The organism is Variovorax sp. OK212, from assembly GCF_900112425.1.
Lineage (GTDB): Bacteria > Pseudomonadota > Gammaproteobacteria > Burkholderiales > Burkholderiaceae_C > Variovorax.
The window spans coordinates 18,919-42,773 of record NZ_FOLP01000001.1; the positions used below are offsets into that span (position 1 = coordinate 18,919).

Below are 23,855 nucleotides of genomic sequence, written 5' to 3' on the forward strand. Positions count from 1 at the left end.
CCGAAGACTCCGTGCATTCGCATAGATGACACCCGCACAGAGCCCGAGGAGCCGCCCATGTCCCAGCCGACCCCCGCCAAGCCATCCACGCACGAAGAACCCGAAGTCACGCAGGAAGAGTCCGTGCCCAGCGACGGCCGGGACACCGAGGGCGAGCGCCTGATGAAGGACGTGGCCAATCGCAAGCTCCACGACGAGGGTGAGGCCGAGCACAAGACGCCCGAGAAGTCCGGCAAATCCGGGAATTCCGAGAAATCCGACAGGCAACCCGAAAAACAAGGCGGCAAGCAGGACCCGGCCTGAAGCCGCCGTCATGAGCCTCCAGGCCGCCCAGGCGGCGCCCCCCGTTTCGATGCCGGCCGACAACGCCGGCGCGCACGCATCGCTCTGGCAGCGCTGCCGCCGATGGGTGCTTCCCCTGCTCGGCGTCGCCGTGCTGGGCCTGCTGCTGTCGCACGCGCACAAGGTCGACTGGGCCGGCGCGTGGCAGGCGCTGCAGCGCTACTCGCCGTGGCTGCTGCTCGCGGTGCTGGGCCTCGCCACCGCGAGCCACGCGCTGTACGGCTGCTTCGACCTGATCGGCCGGCGCCACCTGCGCCACCGCCTGCCATGGTGGCGCACGTGGGCCATCGCCGTCACCAGCTACGCGTTCAACCTCAACCTCGGTTCGCTCGTGGGCGGCATCGCGATGCGTGCGCGCCTGTACGCGCGCGCCGGCCTCGACGACGCGACGGTCGCACAGGTGGTCGGCCTCAGCCTGCTCACCAACTGGCTGGGCTACGGCCTGCTGGCCGGCGGCCTGTTCGCGGCCGGCGTGATCGAGCCGCCGCGCCAGGCGCACATCGGGCAGGGCGCGTTGCGCGCGCTCGGCGTGGCGATGATCCTGCTGGCGCTGGGCTATGTGGCGGCATGCGCGGTCTCGCGCAAGCGCGAATGGGCGTTCAGGGGCAAGCGGCTCCGTTTGCCCAACGCGCGCATCGCCGTGACGCAACTCGCGCTGTCCACCGCCAACTGGGCCTTGATGGGCACCGCCATGTACCTGCTGCTGGGCCAGAAGGTGCCGTACGCCACCACGCTGAGCGTGTTGCTCGCCGCTTCCATCGTCGGCGTGATCACGCCGATCCCGGCCGGCCTGGGCGTGCTCGAGGCGGTGTACCTCGCGCTGCTGTCGGGCACGGTGAAGCAGGGCGCGCTGATGGGCGCGGTGCTCGCGTACCGCGCGCTGTACTACCTGTTGCCGCTGGCCGGCGGGGTGGTGCTGTATCTGTTTCTCGAACGTTATGCATCGACCCACCCCGGCGAGAGCGAAAAAGAGGACGAGAAAAAGGAAGAGGGCGTCAGGCCGCCTGAAGCACCAGCTGCGTCTGCGTGACCACCGCGCACAGCTTGCCCTCGGCATTGGTGACCGAGGTCTGCCACACGTGCGTGGTGCGGCCGCGGTGCAGCGCCACGCAGGTGCCCGTCACCGTGCTGCCGAGCTTCGCGCCCGCGATGAACTTGGTGCTCGAGTCGGTGGTCGTCGTGCGCTGGCCTTCGCCGAGGTTGACGATGGTGCCGACGGCGCCGAGCGTGTCGGCGAAGGCCATGTACGCCCCGCCGTGCAGGATGCCGCCGGCCGTGCACAGGTCGGCGCGCACTTCCATCCGCGCGACCACGCGGTCGGGCGCGAGCTCGGCGAGCTTCACGCCCATCAGTCCGGGGAACAGCGTATCGAGCAGCGTCTGGAGCGCGGCGATGTCGTGCATGGGTGTCTCCTCGTGATCGGGGCTTCGATACTAAACAGAGCCCTGCGCGCAGGCAAAGCACCGCGGCGTCATTGACGACCAAGGCACCGGCGCGTCATGGCCGCAGAAAGCACCAGCGCATCACTGACGCGCGTTCGGCGTCGCACGCGCCAGCAGCCGGATGTGCTCGAAGTCCAGCAGCTCCAGCGCCTGGCGCACCGCGTCGACCAGCGCCGCATGCCGCGTGTCGGCCGCCAGGCGGTCGGCCCATTCGTGCAGGTCGCTCCAGCGGCCGTCGCGCGCGAGCATCTCGAGTTCGTCGCGCACCTCGGCGGGCAGCGGCGCAATCGCGGGCGGCGGCGCGCGGCGCGTGCGGGGCGCCGCCACCGGCGTCATCGGTGACTTGGGGCGCGGCGGGCTTGCGGCAACGGGCAACAGCTCCTTCGGCGCGTCTTTCACGATCACCGAGAAGCGCACGCGCGTGCCCAGGTTGCGGTGGCTCTCCAGCAGCAGCCGCCCGCCCATGTGCTGCACGATGCTGCGCGCAATCACCAGCCCGAGCCCGTTGCCCTGCGCACTGGGCGCGCCCTGCGCGAAGGCCTGCAGGATGCGCGCCTGGTCTTCCTCGTCAATGCCGACACCGCTGTCCCACACCTCGAACTTCAGCCGCCACGAATCCGCGCGCGGACGCGCCTGCACGCGCAGGCCGATCTTGCCGTCGCGCGTGAACTTGGCGGCGTTCGACAGCAGGTTCAGCAGCACCTGCTGGAAGCGCTTGCTGTCCAGGTACACGCCGACCGGCAGCGCGTCCTGCACGTCGAGCTCGAACCGGTTGTGCTGGCGCTGCGCGAGCGTTTCTGCGTACTGGGCGATGTCGTCGATCAGCGCGCGCAGGTGCACCGGCACGGGCTCCACCGCGAAGGGCAGCAGCTCGCTCCTGGCGTAGTCCAGCAGGTCGTCGATCAGCGCGAGCTGGTAGGCCACGCTGCGCTCGATGGCCTGCAGCCGCTCGGGCGGCGGCGCGTTGTCGTCGCGCAGCAGGCGCACGTTGCCGATGATGGTCGACAGCGGCGCGCGCAGGTCATGGCTGATGTAGGCCATGAGCCGCGTCTGCTCGCGCGCCTGGTGTTCGGCCTGCTCGAGCGCGGCGTTCAGCGCGTGCGTCTTGCGCGCCACTTCCTCCTCCAGGCGCTGCTGTTCCTCGGCCTGCCAGTGCACCAGCGTGCGCTGCGCGGCGCGCCGCTGCCGCGACAGGTGGTGCATCCACGCGGACAGCGCCACCAGGCCCACCAGCATGCCCGGGAAGCCGAGCGCATAGGCGTCGAAGCCGGGCACCATGAGCGTCGGCATCGCGACCTCGACCAGCCGCAGGCACACGCCGACGGTGACGATGCCCATCGCGCCGAAGGCCAGCCGGCCGCCCGGCCCCGCGCGCCGCATGTAGACGAAGCTGCTGATCGTCAGCGCGATCATGGCCAGCGGCGCGTTCCACGCTCCGATCCTGGCGAAGGGCGTGTACGGGCCCCACAGCATGCCCAGCACCGCAACGCCGTGCAGCGCGGCCAGCAGCACGAGCACGGGCAGGCCGGGCGCGCGCACCGGGCCGCGCCGCGACGCCGCGTACATGCGGGCCATCAGCGCGAGCACGCAGCAGCCCGCGGTGACGCCGACCGCGCGGTAGCTCCACTCGACGCTGTCGGGCCACAGCAGCAGCCGTGCATGGCCGCGGTAGACGCTCTCGTAGAGCGCCACGAACGCGAAGCCCAGGCTCTGCAGCGCCATCGGCACGGTGCGGGTGATGAACCACAGCGCCAGCGAGTACACCGCGAACACCAGCAGGCAGCCCACCAGCAGGCCGTCGAGCAGCGCATGGCTGCTCTCGCTCTCGCGCCAGCTGTCGGCCGTGTGCAGTTCCGGCGCGAGCTTGACGCTGTTGCGTGTCTGCACGCGCACCAGCACGCGCGCCTGTTCGCCGGGCAGCAGGTCGAGCGACAGGGTCGGTACGCGATCACGCACCGCGCGCAGCGGCACCGACACGCCGGCCCGCTCGAGGGTCCACGCGGCCTGGCCGTCCACTTCTTTGCGCACGTGAAAGTCCACGTGCTGCAGCCAGGTGGCGTCGAGCACCAGCCGCAGCGGCTGGACCGCGCCGGTGTCGTTCGACAGCGAAAGCCGCAGCCAGAAGACCGACTTCGAGGAACCCGGGCGCATGCGGGCCGCGTTGCCGGGCTGGAAGCTGTCGGGCGCATCGCTGCCCAGGGCATCTACCTCCTCGAGCGACAGCTGCGCGCTGGTGTCCTCGAGCACCTCCACGTGCGTGTCGAGCACCACCGGCCAGCGCGTGTCGTCGTTCACATGCAGCGTGGCGGCCCGCGCGGCGGGCGAGCCCGCCAGCCAGAAGGCAGCGCACAGCATGAAGGCGCAGAAACTGCGCAGGGCCGCGGCGGTCACCGCCGCGTCAGGCCGGTGCCATCGGCGGTGGCGGACAACGAGAGTGCGGCTCGCGTGGTGCATGCGGCGCCTGCCGGTACGCCGTCGGCGTGCGGCCGAAGCGTTCGCGGAAGGCGGTCGAGAAGTTGGCCGCGCTGGAGAAGCCCACCGCCAGCGCCACTTCCTCCACGCTCAGCGCCGAGCCCGCGAGCAGCCGCTGCGCTTCGGCCAGGCGCGTCTCGCGCACGAACTCGAACACCGAGCGGCCGGTCTGTTCGCGGAACACGCGCGACATCCGCTTCTCGTGCGTGCCCACGCGCGCCGCCAGCGCGGGCAGGGTGGGCACGTTCGCGAGGTCGGCGCGCACCTGGCGCTCGACCGCCTGGGCGAGCACGCGATCGGCGTGGCTCACGATCGCGGCGCCGGCATCCGTTGCACTTGCCCCCCTCGCGTTCTCCAGCGCGGTCTGCGCCTGCGCGATGCAGGCCCGGGCCTGCTGCCGGCTGCCCGCCAGCGCCAGGTGCACCGCCACGCGCGCCAGCACTTCCGCCGGCTCGAAGGGCTTCAGGATGTAGTCGACCGCGCCTTCGCGCAGCCCGGTGAGCCGCTCTTCCACCGAACTCGACGAGGTCACGAAGATCACCGGGATGTGCGCCGTCGCGGGGTCGGCCTTCAGCAGCCGGCAGGTCGCGTAGCCGTCGGTGGCGCCCATGCGCACGTCCAGCAGCACCAGGTCGGGCAGCAGCGCCGTCGCCCGGCGGTAGCCCTGCAGTGCTTCGAACGCCAGGCTGATGCGGTGGCCGGCGTCGCGCAGCGCGCCGAGCAGCAACTGCAGCTCTTCGATGTTGTCGTCGATGACGAGGATGTGCGCGCGCCGGGGCGGCGTGGTCGACCAGTAGGACATGGGGGTCGAGCGTAGGGGAGCATGGCCGAAACACAGTGTGATTAAGTTCACATTCCGTTGCATTCGTAAACAATTGTCATCTAAAGCAAACCTTTTGTCCGGAATGGCAAAAGTCGGCATGCGAGGCAGGTCCAAGAATCCCGCTCTTTCCGGAGCACCCCGCCGCAGCCAGTGGCGACAGAACAAACGGTGCCCGGTCCATCAGAGCCATCACGAGGGACGGGATGTCCAGGACCCCATCGAATCTGTCGGGCGCGTCGTCGCGACGCGACCTGCTTTCCAACCCTGCGCCGCTGTCGTTGCCGCTTCATCGCTGGCGCCAGCGCCTGTCCCGCCTGGCGCTGCCGCTGGCGGGCCTGCTGTTCGCCGCCGCCGCGCAGGCGGTGCCGCAGGTGTCCAGCCTGGTGCACGCCCCCGACATCCTTCCCGCCGGCGGCACGGTGACCAGCACCGTCACCATCGCCGAGACCGACAGCCTGGCGATCGGCGCGCCGGGGGCCTCCTTCACCTATGAGATCCCCGTCAACACGATCTACATGGGCACCGGCGCGGTGCCGGTGGGCAGCTGTTCGTCGACCGTGACCGCGGGCAGCGCCGGCCCGGGCATGCTCACCTGCTCGGGCATCACGCTCGCCGCCAACCAGTTGCGCAACTTCGAGGTGCTGCTGCGCACCACCACGCAGGGCACGCTGAGCGTCAAGGCCACGCCCAGCGGCGGCGGCTCCAGCGAGACCAAGACCATCACCGTGAACCAGGGCGCCGACATCGGCGTGGCCATCAGCGCGCCGGCCAGCGCGCCGAGCGGCACCACCGTGCCGATCGTCTTCACGCTCACCAACAACGGCCCCGACGCCAGCTCGGGCTCGACGCTGACCTATCCCATTCCCACCGGCCTGTCGGTGGCGGGCACGGGCCTGCCGTCGGGCTGCTCGGTCAGCGCCAGCCTGCTGACCTGCGACGTGGCCAGCATCGCCGTCAACGGCACCCGCACGCTCAGCGTCAACGGCGTGGTCACCGCGGGCGCGGGCTCCACCATCACGCACCAGCCGGCCGTGGCGTCCGCGGGTTCCATCGGCGACGGCGTCTCCACCAACAACAGCGCCACCGCCAACACCAGCGTCACCGCGGGCTACGTGCTCGCGCTCGCCAAGAGCCATGACGGCGGCCAGCTGCTGGTGGGCCAGCGCTTCAACTTCCGGCTGAGCCCGAGCTTCAGCGGCAGCGCGCCCACGGGCGTCACGCTGAGCGACACGCTCCCCGCCAACTTCTCGATCCAGGCGCCGATTCCCCCGGTCGGCGGCTGGAACTGCTCGGTCAGCGGCCAGATCGTCAGCTGCACGCGCGCCGACATCGGCGGCAACGGCGGCGCCAGCGTGGCGCTCGGCGACATCAGCATCCCGGTGATCGCCATGACCGCCGGCACCGGCATCGTCAACCAGGCCACGGTGAGCGCCACCGGCCCCATCGCCAGTTCAGCCACCGGCAGCGTGCCGGCCGACGTGGCGGTGTCCGCCGCCGACTTCCGCGCCGACAAGCGCCGCAGCTGGCCGCAGAACAACGTGCCGCTGGGCCAGGCCTTCGACTACCAGGTCGGCAGCACCAACCTCGGCAGCACGCGGCTCTTGGCCGGCAGCACCCTGCAGCTGGTCGACGACCTGCCGGCCGGCGTGCAGATCAACAGCGTCACCGAGCGCGACGGCTACACCTGCGTCGTGACCAAGGGCGGCGCACCCGTCGTGCCGAGCGTGGCCGTGCCGGTGCCCGGCCCCGCCACCGTGACCTGCACGCGCACGCTCACCGCCGACATCGGCGTGGACACCTCCAACGGCAGCGCCGCGCGCAACGGCGGCTACATCGTCGTGAACGCCACCATTCCGGCCGCGCCGCCGGGCGGGCAGATCGTCAACAGCATGTGCGTGAACGCGGCGCTGCCCGCGAGCGCGCCCACCCTGGGCGCCGACCCCGACGCCAACACCGGCAACGACTGCGTGAGCCTGGCCACCGGCGCGAACGACGGCGCCACCGCCGCCGACGTGAAGGTGCTCAAGCGCGTGGTGGGCATCGGCGACGCCACCGGCAACCGCCAGGTCGCGGGCCAGAACATCACCTGGGAAATCGAGGTCGTCAACACCGGCCCGTCCGAAGCGCAGAGCGTGGCCGTCACGGACGCCTTCGCCCAGGTCATCGGCGCCGGCATCGTCACCCAGACCCCCAACGGCGGCACCTTCTCCGGCACCTGCGCGCTGCCGGCCAACGGCGGCGGCTTCGGCGCGGCGTCGCTCTCGGGCTGCACGCTGTCGACGCTGCCGGTCTGCCGCGCCAGCACCGACCCCGCCAGCGCGCTGCCGCTGTGCCCGGTGATCCAGGTCGTCGCCCGGCATTACGGCGACGGCGCCTCGGCCGCCGACCACGGCTTCCAGATCGGCAACACGGCGCGCGCCGTGGCCGCCACGCCGGCCGACCCGAACCTGGCCAACAACGACGGCAGCACCACCGCCTACCTGGTGGCGCGCACCGACATGACGGTCACCAAGACGGCCAGCCCGGCCTCGGTGCCGGTCGGCCAGATGCTCACCTACACGCTGACGGCCATCAACCGCAACGTGCCGCAGAGCCTGAGCCGTGCCTACGGCGTGAGCGTGACCGACACGCTGCCGGCCAACCTGATGTTCATCTCGGCCACGGCCTCCAACGGCGGCGTCTGCGCCACCACGCCCAGCACCACGCAGCCCACCGGCACCGGCATCACCAACAACCAGCTCGCGTGCACCTGGGGCGCGCTCGACCGCAACGTGCAGCAGACCGTCACGGTGCGCGTGCGGCCGCTGTACGCGCTCAACGGCGCCAGCGTGACCAACGGCGTGCACGTCGCCACCGCCACGCCCGAGCTCGACACGACCAACAACGACGCCAGCGCGCCGGTGACCGTCACCGCGCCCGTGTACGACCTGGTCGTCACCAAGCACGACGACACCGACCCGGTGAACGTGGGCGACGACGTCGGCTACACCGTCACGGTGTCGAACAACAGCGCGTCGACCGCGGAAGACGTGCGCATGACCGAGCTGCTGCCACTGGCGCTCGCCGGCGGCGAGGCCCCGCCCACGCTGGTGTCGGTGACCGCGCCCGCGGGCACCTCCTACGTGCTGGCCGGCGGCGCGGCCGTCGGCTCGGCCGGCGGACAGATCGTGTTCACCATCCCGACGCTGGGCGGCACCGGCCCCACGGCCACCGGCGACCTCAACTCGCTGCAGTTCCGCGTGGTGCTCAAGGGCGTGTCGCGCGGCACCTTCCAGAACAACGCCAAGGTCGACTTCTTCGACGACGGGCGCGACAACTACGACGTCAACAAGGGCAACAACGCGGTGGCCGAGAACACCACGTTCCGCTACAAGGCCGACGTGCAGGTGGTCAGCAAGGCTGCCATGTCGAGCGGAACCACCACGCCGCTGGCCGCGGTGTCGACGACCCAGACCTTCGACTGGCTCGTGCAGCTGCGCAACAACGGCCCCGACCCCGCCGAGACCACCACCTTCACCGACACGCTGCCCTCGCCGCTGGTGCTGGCCGGCCCGCCGGTGTTCACCGTGACCGGCGGCGTGTTCACGCCCACCGCGCCCACCTGCACCGGCGCGGCCGGCGGCACGGCCGTGAGTTGCGCCATCACCTCGATGCCCGCCAACGGCACGGCCACCGTGCGCATCCCGGTGCGCTTCAGCGGCGCCGCGCCGGCCAACGGCACCGTGCTCAGCAACCGCGCGCACATCGTCACCACCGGCTCGGCCGACACCAACGGCGGCACCGACCCTGACGGCGGCAACAACTTCAACGACGGCCAGGTCGTGGTGCAGAACAGCGCGCTCTCGGGGCGCGTGTACGAAGACCTGAACGGCAACGGCACCATCGAGGCCGGCGAGCCCGGCATTGCCGGCGTCACCCTGCGCCTGAGCGGCACCGATGCGGTCGGCAACGCGGTCTCGATGGTCACCACCACCGACGCCAACGGCAACTGGGGCTTCACCGTGCCCGCGGGCACCTACAGCGTGGTGGAAGACCAGCCCGCCGCGTACCAGCCCGGCATCACGCGCGCCGGCACCGTCACTGGCGCGGGCAGCACGCCCGGCGCCGTGCCGCCCGGCACGTCGAACGGGCCCAACGGCTCCAACGCCAACCGCATCGACGCCATCGTGCTCGGCACCGGCGGCACCTCCCCGGCGAACAACTTCGGCGAAGTGCGCGCCGCGAGCCTGGCCGGCCGCGTCTACCAGGACGCCGACTACAACGGCACCGCCAGCGCGGGCGACCCCGGCATCGCCGGCGTGACCGTGAAGCTCACCGGCACCGACATGTTCGGCAACCCGGTGTCGCTGACCACCACCACCGCCGCGGCCACCGGCAACTACGCCTTCGGCAACCTCGTGCCCGGCAGCTACACGCTGACCGAGACACAGCCCGCGGCCTTCGCCGACGGCGCGGACGCGGCCGGCACCGCCGGCGGCACCGTGGCCAACGACGTGGTGAGCGCCATCGCGCTGCGGTCCAACGTCGCCGCCACCGGCTACGACTTCGGCGAGCTGCTCACGCGCATTCCGGTGCGCGTGTTCGTCGACCCCAACAACGACGGCATTCCGCAGGCCGGCGAGACCGGCATTCCCAACGTCGAGCTGCGCCTCACGGGGACCGACGCCGCGGGCAACGCGGTGAACATCGTCGCGGTGCCCACCGGCACGGCCGGCGGCTACGAGTTCCGCAACGTGCCCCCGTCGGGCGCGGGCGGCTACACCATCACCGAGACCCAGCCGGCCAACTACGCGCCGGGCAAGGCCAACAACAACGGCAACCCGGGCACGCCGCAGGGCGGCGGCAACGTCATCACGGGCGTGACCGTCTCGGCCACCAGCGTGCCGCTCACGCAGGGCGAGTACTACTTCGGCGAGCTGCTGCCCGCCGGCATCTCGGGGCGCGTGTACTACGACCGCGACGGCAACGGCGCGCAGGGCGCACCGGCCACCGAGCCCGGCATCGCGGGCGTGACCATCACCGTCACCGGCATCGACATCAACAACCAGCCGGTGTCGCGCACCACCGTCACCGACGCCAGCGGCAACTACAGCTTCGCGGACCTCGGCGCGGGCACCTACACCGTGACCGAGACGCGGCCCGCGGGCTACGAGCCCGGCCTCACGCACGCCGGTCTCGTCGCCGGCACGGGCAGCGTGCGCGGCACCGTGCCCACCACCGGCGCCGGCGTGAGCAGCGGCCCCAACGGCTCGACCGCCAACGTGATCCGGGACATCGTGCTCGGCGCCGGCGTGGCCGACGCGGGCTCGACCGGCAACAACTTCTCGGCTGTGAAGCCGGCCAGCCTCTCGGGCTACGTGTACGCCGACGTGGCACCGTCCAACGGCACGCGCGACAGCGGCGAGCCCGGCATCGGCGGCACCACCGTGCGCGTCAGCGGCACCGACTTCCTGGGCAACGCCGTCACGCGCACGGTGCAGACCGCCGCCGACGGCCGCTACCTGGTCGACACGCTGACCCCCGGCACCTACCAGATCGACGAGACGCAACCCGCCGGCATGGCCGACGGCCCCGAGTCGCTGGGCACCGTGGGCGGCGCGCCGCGCGGCAGCGCCAACCCCGGCGGCACCAACGACCGCTTCGGCGGCCTCGCGCTGGTGTCGGAAGAAGCGGGCATCGACTACAACTTCGGCGAGCGCGGCGGCCAGATCGCGGGCTGGGTGTACGTGGACGCCAACAACGACGGCGTGCGCCAGGCCACCGAGGCCGGCATCGCGGGCGTGAGCGTCACGCTCACCGGCCGCTCGGCCAGCGGCCTCGTGGTGAACGCCACTGCCGTCACCGACGCCAGCGGCCGCTACGTCTTCACCGGCTTGCTGCCGGCCGACGCCGCGGGCTACACGCTGCGCGAGACGCAACCGGCCACCTACGCCGACGGCCTCGACGCCGTGGGCACGCTCGACGGCGCGCCCAGCGGCACGCTGGGCAACGACGTCATCAGCGCCATCGCCTACCGCGGCGGCAACGGCGACAACTACAACTTCGGCGAACGCGGCGCATCGCTGGCGGGCACCGTCTACAACGACGCCAACCGCAACGGCACGCGCGAGCCGCAGGACCTGCCGATCGCGGGCGTGACCGTCACGCTCACCGGCACCGACGCCGCGGGCCAGCCGGTGACGCGCACCGCCGTCACCGACGCCAACGGCCGCTACGAGCTGCCCGGCCTGCCCCTGCCCGGCAGCGGCGGCTACACGCTCACCGAGACGCAGCCCGCCGGCTACGACGAAGGCATCGCCGTGCCCGGCACGCTGGGCGGCACGGCGGCCGGCCCGAACCAGATCCGCGTGAGCTTCACCGGCCTGGACGCGCACGGCACCGGCTACGACTTCAACGAGCACAGCAACCAGCCCGCCTCGCTCACCGGCACCGTGTGGTTCGACCAGAACCACAACCGCACGCGCGAATCGGGCGAAGGCCAGGGCGAGGGCTGGACCGTGGAGCTGCTGCGCTGCGCCGACGGCGGCAACGCCTGCTCGGAAACCGCGGCCACCGTGCTCTACACCGTGACCACCGGCGCCGACGGCAGCTACCGCTTCGGCGACCTCGTGCCCGGCGAGTACCGCGTGCGCTTCCGCTCGCCCGACGGCCGCACCGTGGGCGGCGTGTGGCCGACCGACGCCGCGCAGAACGGCGCCGGCGGCCCGTACCCGACCCCGGCCGCGAGCGACCCGCGCTTCAGCATCAAGGTGCGCGTGAACGCGGGCGCCAACGTGCAGAAGCAGGACCTGCCGTACGACCCGGGCGGCGTGGTGTACGACAGCGTGAGCGGCACGCCCGTGCCCGGCGCCGTGGTGCGCCTGGTCGGCCCGAGCGGCTTCGACCCCGCGCAGCACCTGCTGGACAAGCGCGACAGCTACACCACCGGCCCCGGCGGCTATTACGACTTCTTCGTGCTGCCGGGCGCACCGGCCGGCGAGTACCGCCTGGTCGTCACGCCGCCGGGCGCCTACCTGCCTTCGTCGATGTACCCGGCCGCGGCCGGCGCGCTGGGCACGCAGTCGTGCGCGGCGCCCGCCAACGGCCCGGCGCCCGCGCAGGTCAACCCCTGCGTGGTGAGCCCCGGCGCGGCCCTGGTGCCGGGCGCGGGCTACTACCTGGTGTTCCAGATGCCGGGCGGCGGCGGCCAGCACGTGGTGGCCAACAACATTCCGCTCGACCCGTCGGACGCCACGCTCATCGAGCTGCGCAAGACCACCTCCAAGCTGACCGTGAAGAAGGGCGAGCTGCTGCCGTACCGCATCACGGCGCGCAACACGCGCGGCAACGCCGTGCCGGGCGTGGCCGTGGTCGACACGCTGCCGCCGGGCTTCCGCTACATCCAGGGTTCGCTCACCGTGCGCACGCTGCCCGGCGGCGCGGCGCTGCCGGTGGTGCCGCAGGTCAGCGGGCGCCAGCTCGTGGTGCCCGGGCAGAACTTCGCGCCCAACGAGACCAGGGAGTACCTGATGGTCGCGGGCGTGGGGGTCGGCGTGGGCGAGGGCGAGTTCGTCAACCAGGTCGTCGCGCTGCAGGGCGTGGGCGGCCGCACGCTGTCGAACCTGGCCACCGCCACCGTGCGCGTGGTGCCCGACGCGCTGTTCGACTGCACCGACGTGATCGGCAAGGCCTACGACGACAGGAACGCCAACGGCTACCAGGACGAGGGCGAGCCGGGCCTGGCCAACGTGCGCATCGCCACCGTCAACGGCGTGCTGGCGACCACCGACGCCGAAGGCCGCTACCACATCGCCTGCGCCGCCATTCCGAAGGAAGGCACCGGCAGCAACCTGGTCCTCAAGCTCGACGAGCGCACGCTGCCCTCGGGTTACCGCACCACCAGCGAGAACCCGGCGGCCGAGCGCGCCACGCGCGGCAAGGTGCTGAAGATCAACTTCGGCGCCACCGTGCACCGCGTGGTGCGCCTCGCGCTGCAGGGCGCGGCCTTCGACGAAGGCGCCGCCACGCTGAGCGCCGGCTTCGTGGGCGAGCTCGATCGCACGGTCGCCGTGCTGGCCGCGAAGACCTCGGTGCTGCGCCTGGCCTACAAGGCCGCGGCCGGCGAGGCCGGGTCGCTGGGCCGCCAGCGCACCGACGCGGTGAAGGCCGCGGTGCTCGCGCGCTGGAAGCAGTTGGGCGAACAGCGCGCCGGACGCAACGAGCCGCCGCTGTTCAACCTGGACATCGAGGTCGAACTCGTGCCCGCCCAGGCCGCTTCGGAGGAGGTGAAGCCATGACGCGAGGACACAGCACCACCGCCATGACCCGCCCCTCCACACCGAACCCGATCCAGCGAGCCGACATGAGAAGAAGAAAGCTGCCCCAGCGCATGACCCTGGCGGGTGCCGTCACCGCCGCCTGCCTGGGCATGAGCCTGGCCGCCGCGCAGGACCTTGCAACCGATGGCGCACAGGCAAGCGCCGTGCGCGGGCGCATGCTCGACCGCGCCGCCGCCGACCCGCGCGCGGTGGAGATCGACGGCGCGCGCCACCTGCCGCGCGGCAGCGAGCGCGAGCTGCCCAAGGCGACCTTCGTGCTCGGCGACGCACCCGCACCACCGGCTGCCGCACCCGCTACAGCCGCCGCACCGGTCGCCGCCGCTGCGTCGTCCGCCGAGCGCAGCGACACCGGCACGCCGCATTTCGATTCCGGCGCCGACAGCCTCGCGCCCGCCGACCGCGCGCAGCTCGAGCGCATCGCCGCGCAGGTGAAGGGCCGCGACGGCCTGCGCTTCGAGATCGTCGGCCACACCGACGCGCAGCCGCTGGGCGCGAAGTCGCGCGAGCGCTTCGCCGACAACCACGCGCTGGGCCTGGCCCGCGCGCAGCAGGCCGCGCGCTACCTCACCCAGCGCCTGGGCCTGGACGAAGCGGCCGCCTCCGCCACCTCGCGCGGCCCCGACGCGCCCGTGGCCGTGCCCGCCGTCGACCCCTCCAACTGGGCCGCCAACCGGCGCGTGGAAGTGCGCGTGTACTGGCGCGATGCACCCGCTGCCATGGCCGCCGCCGCCACGGCGCCGGCCGACCCCGGCATCTGCCGCACCTTCACCGCCTTCGGCACCGACGATGCGCCGCTGCGCCTGAGCGTGGACGGCGAGCTGCTGACCGGCACCAGCACAGCCGGCACCACCGGCACCACCGGCACCGCCAGCGCCGACCGCCAGCGCTGTGTCGACGTGCAACTCGAGCGCAACCAGCTTCGCCTGCAGTACGACAACCTCTCGCAGCCGCGCCGCCTGAGCGCCAGCGCCTGGCCCACCACCGTGGTGGCCGGCGACACCGTGCGCTTCGCCGGCTACAGCAACTACCTGCTGTTCACCTCGAAGGCCGAGCTGCGCGTGTACACCGCCAACGACGTGATGCAGCGCCGCCTGCTGGCCACCGTGCCGCTGGACGCCGGCCTGCGTGGCGAGTGGCAGGTGCCCGCGGGGCTGGCGGATCGCCTCGCCGAGGCGGCCACGGGCAAGCTGTACTACCGCGTGCGCGTGTACGACCGCCAGGGCCGCTTCGACGAAACCGACGACCTCTCGCTCACGCTGGCCAAGCGCCACAAGCCCGAGACCGGCACGCCGATCGACCCCGCGCGCGAACTGCTGCGCGGCTACGGCAACAACAACATCGCCATTGCCAACATCCCGTTGAGCGCCGGCACCGTCACCGCCAGCGGCGCGGCCATCCGCCCCGGCGAAAGCGTGCGCGCGCTCGGCTTCGCGGTGCCGGTGGACGAGAACGGCCGCTTCGTGTTCCAGCAGCTGGTGCCGCGCCGCGTGCAGACCGGCGAGATCGCCGTCACCGACGCGCAGGGCGCCACGCGCGCCTACCGCCGCGACTTCGAGCTGCCCGCCAGCGACTGGTTCTTCGTGGGCCAGGCCGACCTCACGGTGGGCAGCAACAGCGTGAGCGGCCCGGCCGCGATCATGACCAACGACAAGAACCGCTACGGCGGTGGCGGCTGGAGCGAAGGCCGCATCGCCGGCTACGCCAAGGGCCAGCTCAACGACCGCTGGACGCTCACCGCCAGCGTCGACACCGAAGAGCGGCCGCTGAAGGAGCTGTTTCGCAACCTCGACCGCAAGGACCCGACCTCGCTGTTCCGCCGCTTCGACCCCGAGGACTCGTGGAGCACCTTCGGCGACGACTCCACCACCGTCGAGGACGCGCCCACGCAGGGCCGCTTCTACCTGCGCGTGGACGACGGCCGCTCGCAGGCCATGTGGGGCAACTTCAAGCTCAACTTCGGCGACACCGAGCTCACCCGCGTGAGCCGCGGCCTCTACGGCTTTCACGGCCGCTACCTGGGCGAGGAGTCGACCGCCTTCGGCGAGGCGCGCCTGAAGATCGACGCCTTCGCGGCCGAGCCCGGCACGCTGGCCGCGCGCGAGGAGTTCCGCGGCACCGGCGGCTCGCTGTACTACCTGCGCAACCAGGACATCACGCGCGGCGCCGAGCGCGTGACGCTGGAGATCCGCGACCGCGACTCGGGCTTCGTGCTCAAGCGCACGCAGCTCGTGCCCAGCTCCGACTACGAGATCGACTACCTGCAGGGCCGCGTGCTGCTGTCCGCGCCGCTGCCCAGCCTGTCGGACGACGGTTCGCTGGTGCGCGCCGGCGGCTTCACCGGCATGCCGACCTACCTGGTGGTGGACTACGAATACACGCCGCTGGCCACCACGCTGGACACGCTCGCGGTGGGCGGGCGCGTGTCGTGGTGGGCCAACGACCACGTGGGCGTGGGCGTGACCGCATCGCGCCAGGACCAGATCGGCGGCGACCAGCGCCTGGCCGGCGCCGACATCACGCTGCGCAAGACCGAGAACACCTATGTCAAGGGCGAGTTCGCGCGCAGCAAGGGCCCGGGCACGAGCCAGCTGGATTCGCTGGACGGGGGCTTCAGCTTCACGGGACGCAACGGGTCGCTCGGCAACTCGCTCGGCAATGGCCCCACGGGCAACGCCAACGCGTGGCGCCTCGAAGGCCAGGCCGACCTGGGCGACTACGAGATCCGCGGCGGCGGGCGCGTGAGCGCCTATGCGCAGTCGCGCGACGCGGGCTTCTCCGCGCCCGGCCAGTACGCGAGCAACGCCACGCGCCAGGTGGGCGTGCAGGCCACGGTGCCTTTCGGCGAGAAGGGCGAGGGTGGCGAGCTGCGCCTGAAGGCCGACCGCCGCGACGAGCGCAACGGCTACAACAGCAGTGTGCTCGACGCGCAGTACGCCGTAGCGCTGTCGCCGGACTGGAAGCTCGGCCTGGGCATGCGCTACGACGACAAGACCGGCGACGCGCTCATCACCAGCCCGTCGCTGCCCACCACGCAGGCCGTGTCGGGCGAGCGCGCCGACGCGGCCGTGCAGCTGGAGTACACCGGCAGCGACACCTGGAGCGCCTACGGCTTCGCGCAGAAGACGCTGCGGCGCACCGGCACGCGGCTGGAGAACGACCGTCTCGGCATCGGCGGGCGCTACCGCGTCAACGACAAGCTCGCGCTGCGCGGCGAGGTGTCCACCGGCGACGGCGGCTTTGCCGGCAAGGCCGGCGTCGACTACCAGTACGACGACCGCTCCAGCGTCTACATGACCTACGTGGCCGACACCGGCCGCACCGACGAGAACCTCATCGGCCGCGGCGGCTCGCTGGTGACGGGCGTGCGCTCGCGCGTGGGCGACGGCCTCACGCTGTTCACCGAGCACCGCCAGGCCACCGGCACGCAGCCCGGCCTCACGCATGCCTACGGCGTGCAGTACGCGCCCGACACGCGCTGGACCTTCGGCGTGAACTTCGAGAACGGCTGGATCGGCGCCGAGACGCTGGGCGCCACGCGCCGCCAGGCCGTGGCCTTCACCACCGGCTATTCGAGCGAGCGCCTGAAGTACAGCGGCGGCCTGGAGTACCGCAAGGACGCCACCGCGAGCGAGACGCGCACCAGCTGGCTCGTGAAGAACTCCTTCAGCTGGAAGGTGGACAACGACGCGCGCTGGGTCGGCAAGTTCAACTGGGCCGACAGCGACAGCACCACCGGCACGCTGGCCGCGGCCAAGTACACCGAGGCCATGATCGGCTACGCGCTGCGCCCCGCGCTGGACGACCGGCTGAACCTGCTGTTCAAGTACACCTACCTGTACGACCTGTCGTCGCCGGGCCAGGTGGTGTCGGGCGGCGTCGACTCCACGCTGGGCACCGTGTCCACCACCGGCATCGACTACCAGCAGCGCAGCCATGTGTTCGCCATCGACGCCACCTGGGACCTGAACGAGCGCTGGACGCTGGGCGGCAAGTACGCCTGGCGCCGCGGCGAACTGCGCGCGAGCCGCGACAACTCGTCGCCGTGGTTCAAGAGCTCGGCCGAGCTCGCGGTGCTGCGCGTCGACTGGAAGCTGGTGCGCAACTGGGACTGGATGGTCGAGTGGCGTTCGCTGCGCGCCAGGGAGCTGCAGGACCGCAAGAACGGCTGGGTCACCGCCGCGTACTACCACGTCAACGAGAACCTGAAGGTGGGCGTGGGCTACAACTTCACCGACTACTCCGACAACCTCACCGACATGAGCTACCGCAGCAAGGGGTGGTTCCTGAACGTGCTCGGCAAGTTCTGACGAGGCCCCGCCATGCGCGACCTACGCGACATTCCCATCACGGTTCCGCTGGTCGACATCGCGCAGGCGCTGGCCGCGGCGGGCTGCCCGGTCGACCACCAGGGCCGCTACCAGCTCTACGAGGAGTGGGCGCGCGATTTCCAGGCCGACTTCGAGGCCCGCGCCGCGGCCGGCCGCAAGCCGGGGCGCACCTACCTGCGCGACGTGACGGCGTTCGCGCTGCGCCGCGCGGCGGCCTATGGCTTCGAGGCGCGCAGCGAAGACTTCGGCGCGCGGCTGTGCAGCGAGGCGCGGCTGATCGCCGGCGTGCGCTGAGTCTTCAGCGGCAGGCCGGCGGCCTGCTGCGCGGGCGGTGCCAGGGCGAGGGCAGCGGCGACGGCGCGCCCTCGTGGAAGTCGCCCTGGTGCGGCAGGCGGGGCGAGGCGGTTTCGATGTCGGGCTCCTGCCGCTCCTCGGCGGCGTCAAGCACCCACTGCAGTTCGCTGGGGTGGAACGGCCGGGAGTAGGTGCCGCCGTCGAGCTTCACGCGAAGCACGAAGCCCCGCACCGAGGTCACCGCGCCCGGTTGCCCGTTGACCAGCACCCGCGCGCCGCGACGGGCGGGCACGTTGAACTGGTCGCGTATCGCTTCGTAGGTCATCCAGGTTTCCTTGCATCAGCGTCCCGATCTCACAGTCCCTGGTTCGGTCGAAGCAGCATACGCGTGCCACGGGCGCGCCTGCAACAGAAAGCGACGCGCCCGGCCCGCCGCCGGCCTCAGGACAAACCCGGGGCGGTTGCGCGGCGCAAGGCGGCGCGCGCCAGCAGGCGCGTCGAGTCGAGCGTGGGCAGGGCCGAGTTGCCGTCGTCCAGCACCAGCGGCAGTTCGGTGCAGCCCAGCACCACGGCGTCGCAGCCGCGCGCCTTCAGGCCTTCGATCATCTGCTGGAGCACCGCGGTCGACGCCGCGCGGAACACGCCGCGCACCAGCTCGTCCATGATGATGCGGCCGAGCTCGGCGCGCTCGGGCGCCTCGGGCTTCACGGCGGCCAGGCCCGCTGCGGCCAGCGCCTGCGGATAGACCTCGCTGCCCACCAGCCAGTGCGTGCCCAGCACGCCCACGCGACTGAAACCGCGCGCGGCCGCCTCGGCCGCCACCACCTCCGCGATGTGCAGCCACGGCAGCGGCGAGTGCGGCCGCACCAGGTGCATGGCCTGGTGGATCGTGTTGTCGGGGCACACCAGGAAGTCCGCGCCCGCCGCGGCCAGCTTGCCGGCCGACGACAGCATCAGCTGCGCCACGCCTTGCATGTCGCCGCGGTCGAGCAGCTCGACGTAGGTGGCGAGCGAGTGCGTGTGCATCGAGACCTCGGGGTGCGCGTGCGGCGCGCCCATGTGCGCGGCGCCTTCCACGCAAAGCGTGCGGTAGCAGAGCGCGGCGCCCTCGGCCGAGCAACCGACCACGCCGATGTGCAGTGACATGACAGGACTCCTGGGAAAAGTGGAAACGGAAGAACGAACGACAAAACGAACGATCGACCGGTATGGTGAACGTCCTAGAATCGTTCGTCAAGCCGAACGAACGCGCATCAAAGCGAACACCCCATGGACCTGTCCACCACCTTCGAAAGCAGCCCCGCGGCCGATCCGCTCGGCGCCATGGCGGCGTCGATCAAGCGCGAACGCGAGCGCGCGGGGCTGTCGCTGTCGGAACTCGCCAAGTCGGCGGGCGTGGCCAAGTCGACGCTGTCGCAGCTCGAGGCCGGTGTCGGCAACCCGAGCGTGGAAACGCTGTGGGCACTGGCGGCGGCGCTCGACGTGCCGGTGAGCCGGCTGATCGAGGCGCCGCGTGCGCGCGTGGGCGTGATCCGTGCGGGCGAGGGCCCGAGCACGCGGGCCGAGCGCGGCAACTACGTGGCCACGCTGCTGGCCGCCTCACCGGCGCATGCGCGGCGCGACATCTACCGCCTGCGCGTGCAGCCCGGCAAGCCGCGCGTCTCCAAGCCGCACATGCCGGGCACCACCGAGCACCTGGTGCTGGCCACGGGCCGCGCGAGGGTGGGGCCGGTCGATGCGCCGGTGGAGCTGTTCCCCGGCGACTTCATCAGCTATGCGGGCGACGTGCCCCACCTGTTCGAGGCGCTGGAGCCGGAGACCACGGCGGTCATCGTGATCGAGCACGCTTAGCGCGTGCTGGACAGGCAGCACGGTGGCCCCGGCTAGCGGGACTGCCACTCGGCGAGCCACGACTCCACGCGCAGCTTCACCGCCTTCAGTGCGCCAGCGCGGTCCTTGCGCAGGCCGGGCAAGGTCAGGTGGCACATGTTCTGACCGCGGCGGCGCAGCAGCCCGGCGCCGCTGAACTCGCCTGCGGCGTCGCGGCTCATGCGCAGTTCGAAGGTCCATCCGGCCGGCAGCAGGGGGTTGCATTCCGGGCCGAGGTCTGTGTCCATGTCGGGCCTCTCGAGGGGGATCCTGTGGACCAAGACGGCCAGCATAGACCTGTGCCGAGGCGCCGGGGTGCGCGAGGGCACAAAAACCACGAACGCGACCCCTGCAAGGCTTGCAAGAATGCCTATCGAAGATTTATTTTCTATCTTCGTGAAGTCCTAGCCTCGCCAACTATGAGCATTCATAGACTGATTCGAGAAGGGCGCCAGCGTCTGGGCATGAGCGAGCAGCAGTTCGCCGATGCCGTCGGGGTCAGTCGGGGTGCGGTGCAGCAGTGGGAGAAGCCCGGCGGCACCGCCCCCAAGCGCACCAACCAGCCGCATGTGGCCCGCCTGCTCGGCATCTCCGTGGCCGAGCTGCTGTCCGGGGGATCGAACATCGGCCCGGGCGTGGGCGCGCGCGCCGAAGTGCCGCTGGTCTCCGAAGTGGTGGCCGGCAACTACACCGTCATCGACAACTACAAGCCGAAGAACCAGTTCGAGACCGTGCCCGTCACGGTGCCCGTGAAGCGCCACACCTACGCCCTGCGCGTGAGCGGCGACAGCATGGTGAGCGAGACCGGCGACTCGTTTCCCGAAGGCGCCATCGTCATCGTCGAACCCGAGATGGAGGCCGTGCCGGGCGACTACGTCATTGCGCTGAACGCGAACAACGAGACCACGTTCAAGCAGCTCGTGAAGGACGGCGGCGAGCTCTACCTGAAGCCGCTGAACACCCGCTACCCCATTCGGCCGCTGGGCAAGGCCGCGATCATCGGCGTGGTGCGGGAGTTCTCCAAGCGCTTCCGGTAGCGGCGCGCGCAGGGGCTGAGGGTTGTGGAAAGCAGGCGTTATGGATAGATTTGCCTGCGTTTGATTAATTTTCTATCCGACTGAACAGGCGGCTGCCGCAGGCCTTGGGGCCGTACCCGGCGCCTGACCCCATGGCCATCCAAAGCGAGGAGCACGTGTTCGCGCACCGCGGCTGGACGATCGTCGTCCGGCTGACGGTGGTGCGCGCGGGCGAATGCGTGGCCGGCCATGCCGACCTGCACGAGAACGGCGCGCACCGCTGCCGCCTCGTGTCGGCCAGCGTGATGTCGGACCCGGTGGAGACCATCGTGCAGCTCGACGCGCGCTCGCGCCTGTACATCGACGAGTGGATCGCGCGGCATCCATAGCGGCCGGCGCATTGCGCCGGTTGCACCCGCTGCCGCCGTGTCAGTCCTGCTTGCCGAAACCGAACAGCCGCGCCGGCGTGTCCATGAGGATCGCGCGGCGGTCGGCCTCCAGCGGCACGCTGCGCTCGAACACCTTGAGCAGCGTGCCGTAGTCGAGCCGGCGCGTGGCGCGCACATGCGGCCAGTCGGAACCCCACAGGCAGTTGGCGGGGCCGAACGCGGCCAGCAGCGCGGCGGTGAAGGGCTGTGCGTCGGCGTACGGCAAGGCCTCGCGCGAGAACTTGTCGTAGCCCGACAGCTTGACCGCGCAGCGCCCGCCCGGTGCCATGGCCAGCAAGGCCTGGAAGCCGGGGCTCGCGAGGCCTTGCGACACGTCGGGCCGGCCGTGGTGGTCGACCAGCAGCTGCGCGCCGCAGCCGAGCAGGCGCGGCGCGAGCTGCGCCATCTGGTTGCCCTCGACCTGCACCTGCACGCACATGCCGAGCGCGGCCAGGCGCTCCCACAGCGCGTCGGCGTCGGCATAGTGCGCGAGGCCGAGCAGCGCCATGTTGAAGGCGATGCCCACCACGCCCTGCGCGCGCAGGTCTTCGAGCTGCGCGCGCGATGCGTCGTTCTCGACCACCGCGATGCCCTTGAAGCGGCCCTGGCCGTGGCGGATCGCGTCGAGCATGCAGCGGTTGTCGGTGCCGTAGCCCGAGTTGGGGCCGACCAGCAGCGCGTGCGGCACGCCGTAGGCGTCCATCACCTCGGTGAAACAGGCGGCCGTGGCGATCTCGCCGCCCGCGGGTTCGTAGAAGACGCCCGGCGCATACGGGAACGACGCGGGGTCGAACAGGTGGCAGTGGCAGTCGGTCTTGGGGGTGGAAAAGATGGAGGCGTCCATGGCGTGGATTTTCAACGCGCGCCTCGCTGCCCTGCCGACACCGCCGCGCCCGCATGCCGGTCCAGCCGCAGCGACATCAGCGTGGCCGCCGTCATGAGCGCGCCCACCACGTACCACGCATGATGAAAGTCCACCAGCTGCACCGCCGGCGCGCCGCGCAGCGCCTTCGACGCGCCGAGCACCATCGCGCCCAGTGCCACGCCGAGCGCGAGCGACACCTGCTGCAGCATCGTGCCGAGCGTGCTCGCGCCGGCGCGCGCGCTGTCGGGCACGTCGGCAAAGGCCAGCGTGTTGATCGCCGTGTAGTTCATCGAGCGCGCCATGCCCGCCACGAACAGCAGCACGCAGACCCACGGCAGCGGGTCGCCGGGCGCCAGCAGCCCGCAGGCGAACAGCGTGGCGGCGCAGATGGCGCCGTTCACCGCCAGCACGTTGCGAAAGCCGAAGCGCCGCAGCACCGCGGTGGTGGCGCTCTTCATCACGAGGTTGCCGCCCATGTACACCAGCAGCATCGAGCCGGCCTGGAACGCCGTCATGCCGAAGCCGATCTGGAACATCAGCGGCAGCAGGAAGGGCGAGGCGTTGATCGCCACGCGCGAGACGAAGCCGGCCGTGGCGGTGGCCAGCGCATAGGTGGGCACGGCCAGCGCGCGCAGGTCGAGCATGGGCGCCGCCGCGCGCCGCGCATGGCGCACCGCGGCGGCCCCGGCCAGCGCGCCGCCCGCCAGCAGGCCGAGCGTGAGGGGCGAGCCCGGCTGCGCGCCGCCCAGCCGCGTGAGGCCCTCGACCAGCGCGGCCAGCGCCACGGCGGTCAGCACGAAGCCGGTGGCGTCGAAGCGCGTGGGCGCCGCGTCGGTGCGGCGCGGAAAGAGCCGCAGGATCAGCCACAGCCCCGCCAGGCCCAGCGGCACGTTGAGCAGGAAGATCCAGTGCCACGACGCGTGCGTGGCAATCAGCCCGCCCAGCGGCGGGCCGAGCACCGGCGCAATGAGGCCGGGCCAGGTGATGGTGCCGATGGCCTCGATCAGCCGGTGCTTGGGCGTTTCGCGCAGCACCACCAGCCGCCCGACCGGCGACATGAACGCCGCCGCCGCGCCCTGCAGCACGCGCGCCGCCACCAGCACCTCGAAGGTGGGCGCCAGCCCGCACAGCAGCGAGGCCAGCGTGAAGGTGCCGACCGCCAGCGCGAACACGCGCCGCGCGCCGAAGCGCCCGGCGCACCAGCCCGCCGCGGGCACCAGCGCCGCCATCGCGATCAGGTAGACGGTGACGGCCAGGCTGGCGTCGAGCGCGCCGATGCCGAAGCCCGCGCCGATGGCCGGCAGCGCCGTGACGATGACGGTGGCGTCCAGCGTCTCCATGAAGAAGGCCGCGGCCACCGTGAGGGCGATGCGCTTGGAGGCGCTGTCCGTGGCCTCGGCGGGCCTGGCGATGTCTGTCATGAGGCGAAGTCTGACACCGGGTGGCGCCAGCTGCCTACAGCGGGGCTGTGGCGGCGTGGCGAGCATCCGGCGCCCCGAATTGAGCGCAAGGCAATTGCCAGATGAATTCCGGCAATTCAGGGGGGTTCAGGGTATTTGCCCATGGTTATTTCGCTAATTGAGTCGGGCCGGCCGCATGTATTCTTTGTTTCTATATGTGAATCAAAAGGGCCGGTATTTGCGATGAATCCTATTTAA

16 protein-coding genes are annotated in these 23,855 nt (G+C 71.5%); 8 read left to right on the top strand and 8 right to left on the bottom strand.

Annotation, left to right across the window (positions count from 1 at the left end; translation table 11 throughout):
- Nucleotides 1-57: 57 nt before the first annotated feature.
- Both BM004_RS00090 and BM004_RS00095 read left to right on the top strand, forming a co-directional pair.
- The gene (locus BM004_RS00090; RefSeq protein ID WP_093211923.1) at nt 58-303 is read left to right on the top strand and encodes a hypothetical protein; all 246 of its coding nucleotides are present in this window, start codon (nt 58-60) and stop codon (nt 301-303) included.
- Nucleotides 304-313: 10 nt separating this feature from the next.
- Nucleotides 314-1,372 carry a lysylphosphatidylglycerol synthase domain-containing protein gene (locus BM004_RS00095; RefSeq protein WP_177206276.1) on the top strand — a complete coding sequence of 353 codons (1,059 nt, stop codon included), beginning with the start codon at nt 314-316 and terminating at the stop codon, nt 1,370-1,372.
- Here the strand turns inward: BM004_RS00095 and BM004_RS00100 are convergent.
- From BM004_RS00100 to BM004_RS00110, 3 genes are all read right to left on the bottom strand, one after another.
- On the bottom strand, nt 1,338-1,745 hold the full coding sequence (locus BM004_RS00100; protein WP_093126696.1) for a PaaI family thioesterase: 408 nt from the start codon (nt 1,743-1,745) through the stop codon (nt 1,338-1,340). The genes BM004_RS00095 and BM004_RS00100 overlap by 35 nt on opposite strands.
- Nucleotides 1,746-1,865: 120 nt before the next feature.
- Nucleotides 1,866-4,175, bottom strand: a complete 2,310-nt coding sequence (locus BM004_RS00105; protein WP_177206278.1) for a sensor histidine kinase — start codon at nt 4,173-4,175, stop codon at nt 1,866-1,868.
- Nucleotides 4,176-4,182: 7 nt separating this feature from the next.
- Nucleotides 4,183-5,058: a response regulator transcription factor gene (locus BM004_RS00110; RefSeq protein WP_093210503.1), complete on the bottom strand. Its 876-nt coding sequence runs from the start codon at nt 5,056-5,058 to the stop codon at nt 4,183-4,185.
- Nucleotides 5,059-5,282: 224 nt separating this feature from the next.
- On the opposite strand from BM004_RS00110, the gene BM004_RS00115 reads away from it, so the two are divergent.
- Genes BM004_RS00115 through BM004_RS00125 form a run of 3 tightly spaced genes read left to right on the top strand, consistent with a single transcriptional unit; the run spans nt 5,283 to nt 18,019 of the window.
- The gene (locus BM004_RS00115; protein WP_093210505.1) at nt 5,283-13,355 is read left to right on the top strand and encodes an SdrD B-like domain-containing protein; all 8,073 of its coding nucleotides are present in this window, start codon (nt 5,283-5,285) and stop codon (nt 13,353-13,355) included.
- Complete coding sequence (locus BM004_RS00120) at nt 13,352-17,704, top strand: OmpA family protein (RefSeq protein WP_093210507.1); 4,353 nt, start codon at nt 13,352-13,354, stop codon at nt 17,702-17,704. The genes BM004_RS00115 and BM004_RS00120 overlap by 4 nt, the downstream gene beginning before the upstream one ends.
- Nucleotides 17,705-17,716: 12 nt before the next feature.
- Complete coding sequence (locus tag BM004_RS00125; protein WP_093126686.1) at nt 17,717-18,019, top strand: hypothetical protein; 303 nt, start codon at nt 17,717-17,719, stop codon at nt 18,017-18,019.
- Nucleotides 18,020-18,023: 4 nt separating this feature from the next.
- Here the strand turns inward: BM004_RS00125 and BM004_RS41320 are convergent, their stop codons facing one another.
- Nucleotides 18,024-18,344, bottom strand: coding sequence for a polysaccharide deacetylase (locus tag BM004_RS41320; protein WP_177206281.1), 321 nt, complete (start codon nt 18,342-18,344; stop codon nt 18,024-18,026).
- A 116-nt stretch (nt 18,345-18,460) separates the two neighbouring features.
- A complete protein-coding gene (locus BM004_RS00135; protein WP_093126684.1) occupies nt 18,461-19,165 on the bottom strand; it encodes an aspartate/glutamate racemase family protein in 705 nt (234 codons plus the stop codon).
- A 123-nt stretch (nt 19,166-19,288) separates the two neighbouring features.
- Between BM004_RS00135 and BM004_RS00140 the strand changes: the two genes are divergently transcribed.
- A complete protein-coding gene (locus BM004_RS00140; RefSeq protein WP_093210509.1) occupies nt 19,289-19,870 on the top strand; it encodes a helix-turn-helix domain-containing protein in 582 nt (193 codons plus the stop codon).
- A 32-nt stretch (nt 19,871-19,902) separates the two neighbouring features.
- On the opposite strand, the gene BM004_RS00145 is transcribed toward BM004_RS00140, so the two are convergent.
- Complete coding sequence (locus BM004_RS00145; RefSeq protein ID WP_093126680.1) at nt 19,903-20,136, bottom strand: hypothetical protein; 234 nt, start codon at nt 20,134-20,136, stop codon at nt 19,903-19,905.
- Between the two features lie 171 nt (nt 20,137-20,307).
- Here BM004_RS00145 and BM004_RS00150 point away from each other — a divergent pair, with 171 nt between their 5' ends.
- Entirely contained in the window at nt 20,308-20,925 is a 618-nt protein-coding gene (locus BM004_RS00150) for a LexA family protein (protein WP_143072385.1), read from the top strand.
- A 131-nt stretch (nt 20,926-21,056) separates the two neighbouring features.
- Entirely contained in the window at nt 21,057-21,293 is a 237-nt protein-coding gene (locus BM004_RS00155) for a hypothetical protein (protein ID WP_093126676.1), read from the top strand.
- Between the two features lie 40 nt (nt 21,294-21,333).
- On the opposite strand, the gene BM004_RS00160 is transcribed toward BM004_RS00155, so the two are convergent.
- Complete coding sequence (locus tag BM004_RS00160) at nt 21,334-22,176, bottom strand: amidohydrolase family protein (protein ID WP_093210511.1); 843 nt, start codon at nt 22,174-22,176, stop codon at nt 21,334-21,336.
- Nucleotides 22,177-22,187: 11 nt separating this feature from the next.
- A complete protein-coding gene (locus tag BM004_RS00165) occupies nt 22,188-23,618 on the bottom strand; it encodes an MFS transporter (protein ID WP_093126671.1) in 1,431 nt (476 codons plus the stop codon).
- Nucleotides 23,619-23,855: the final 237 nt, after the last annotated feature.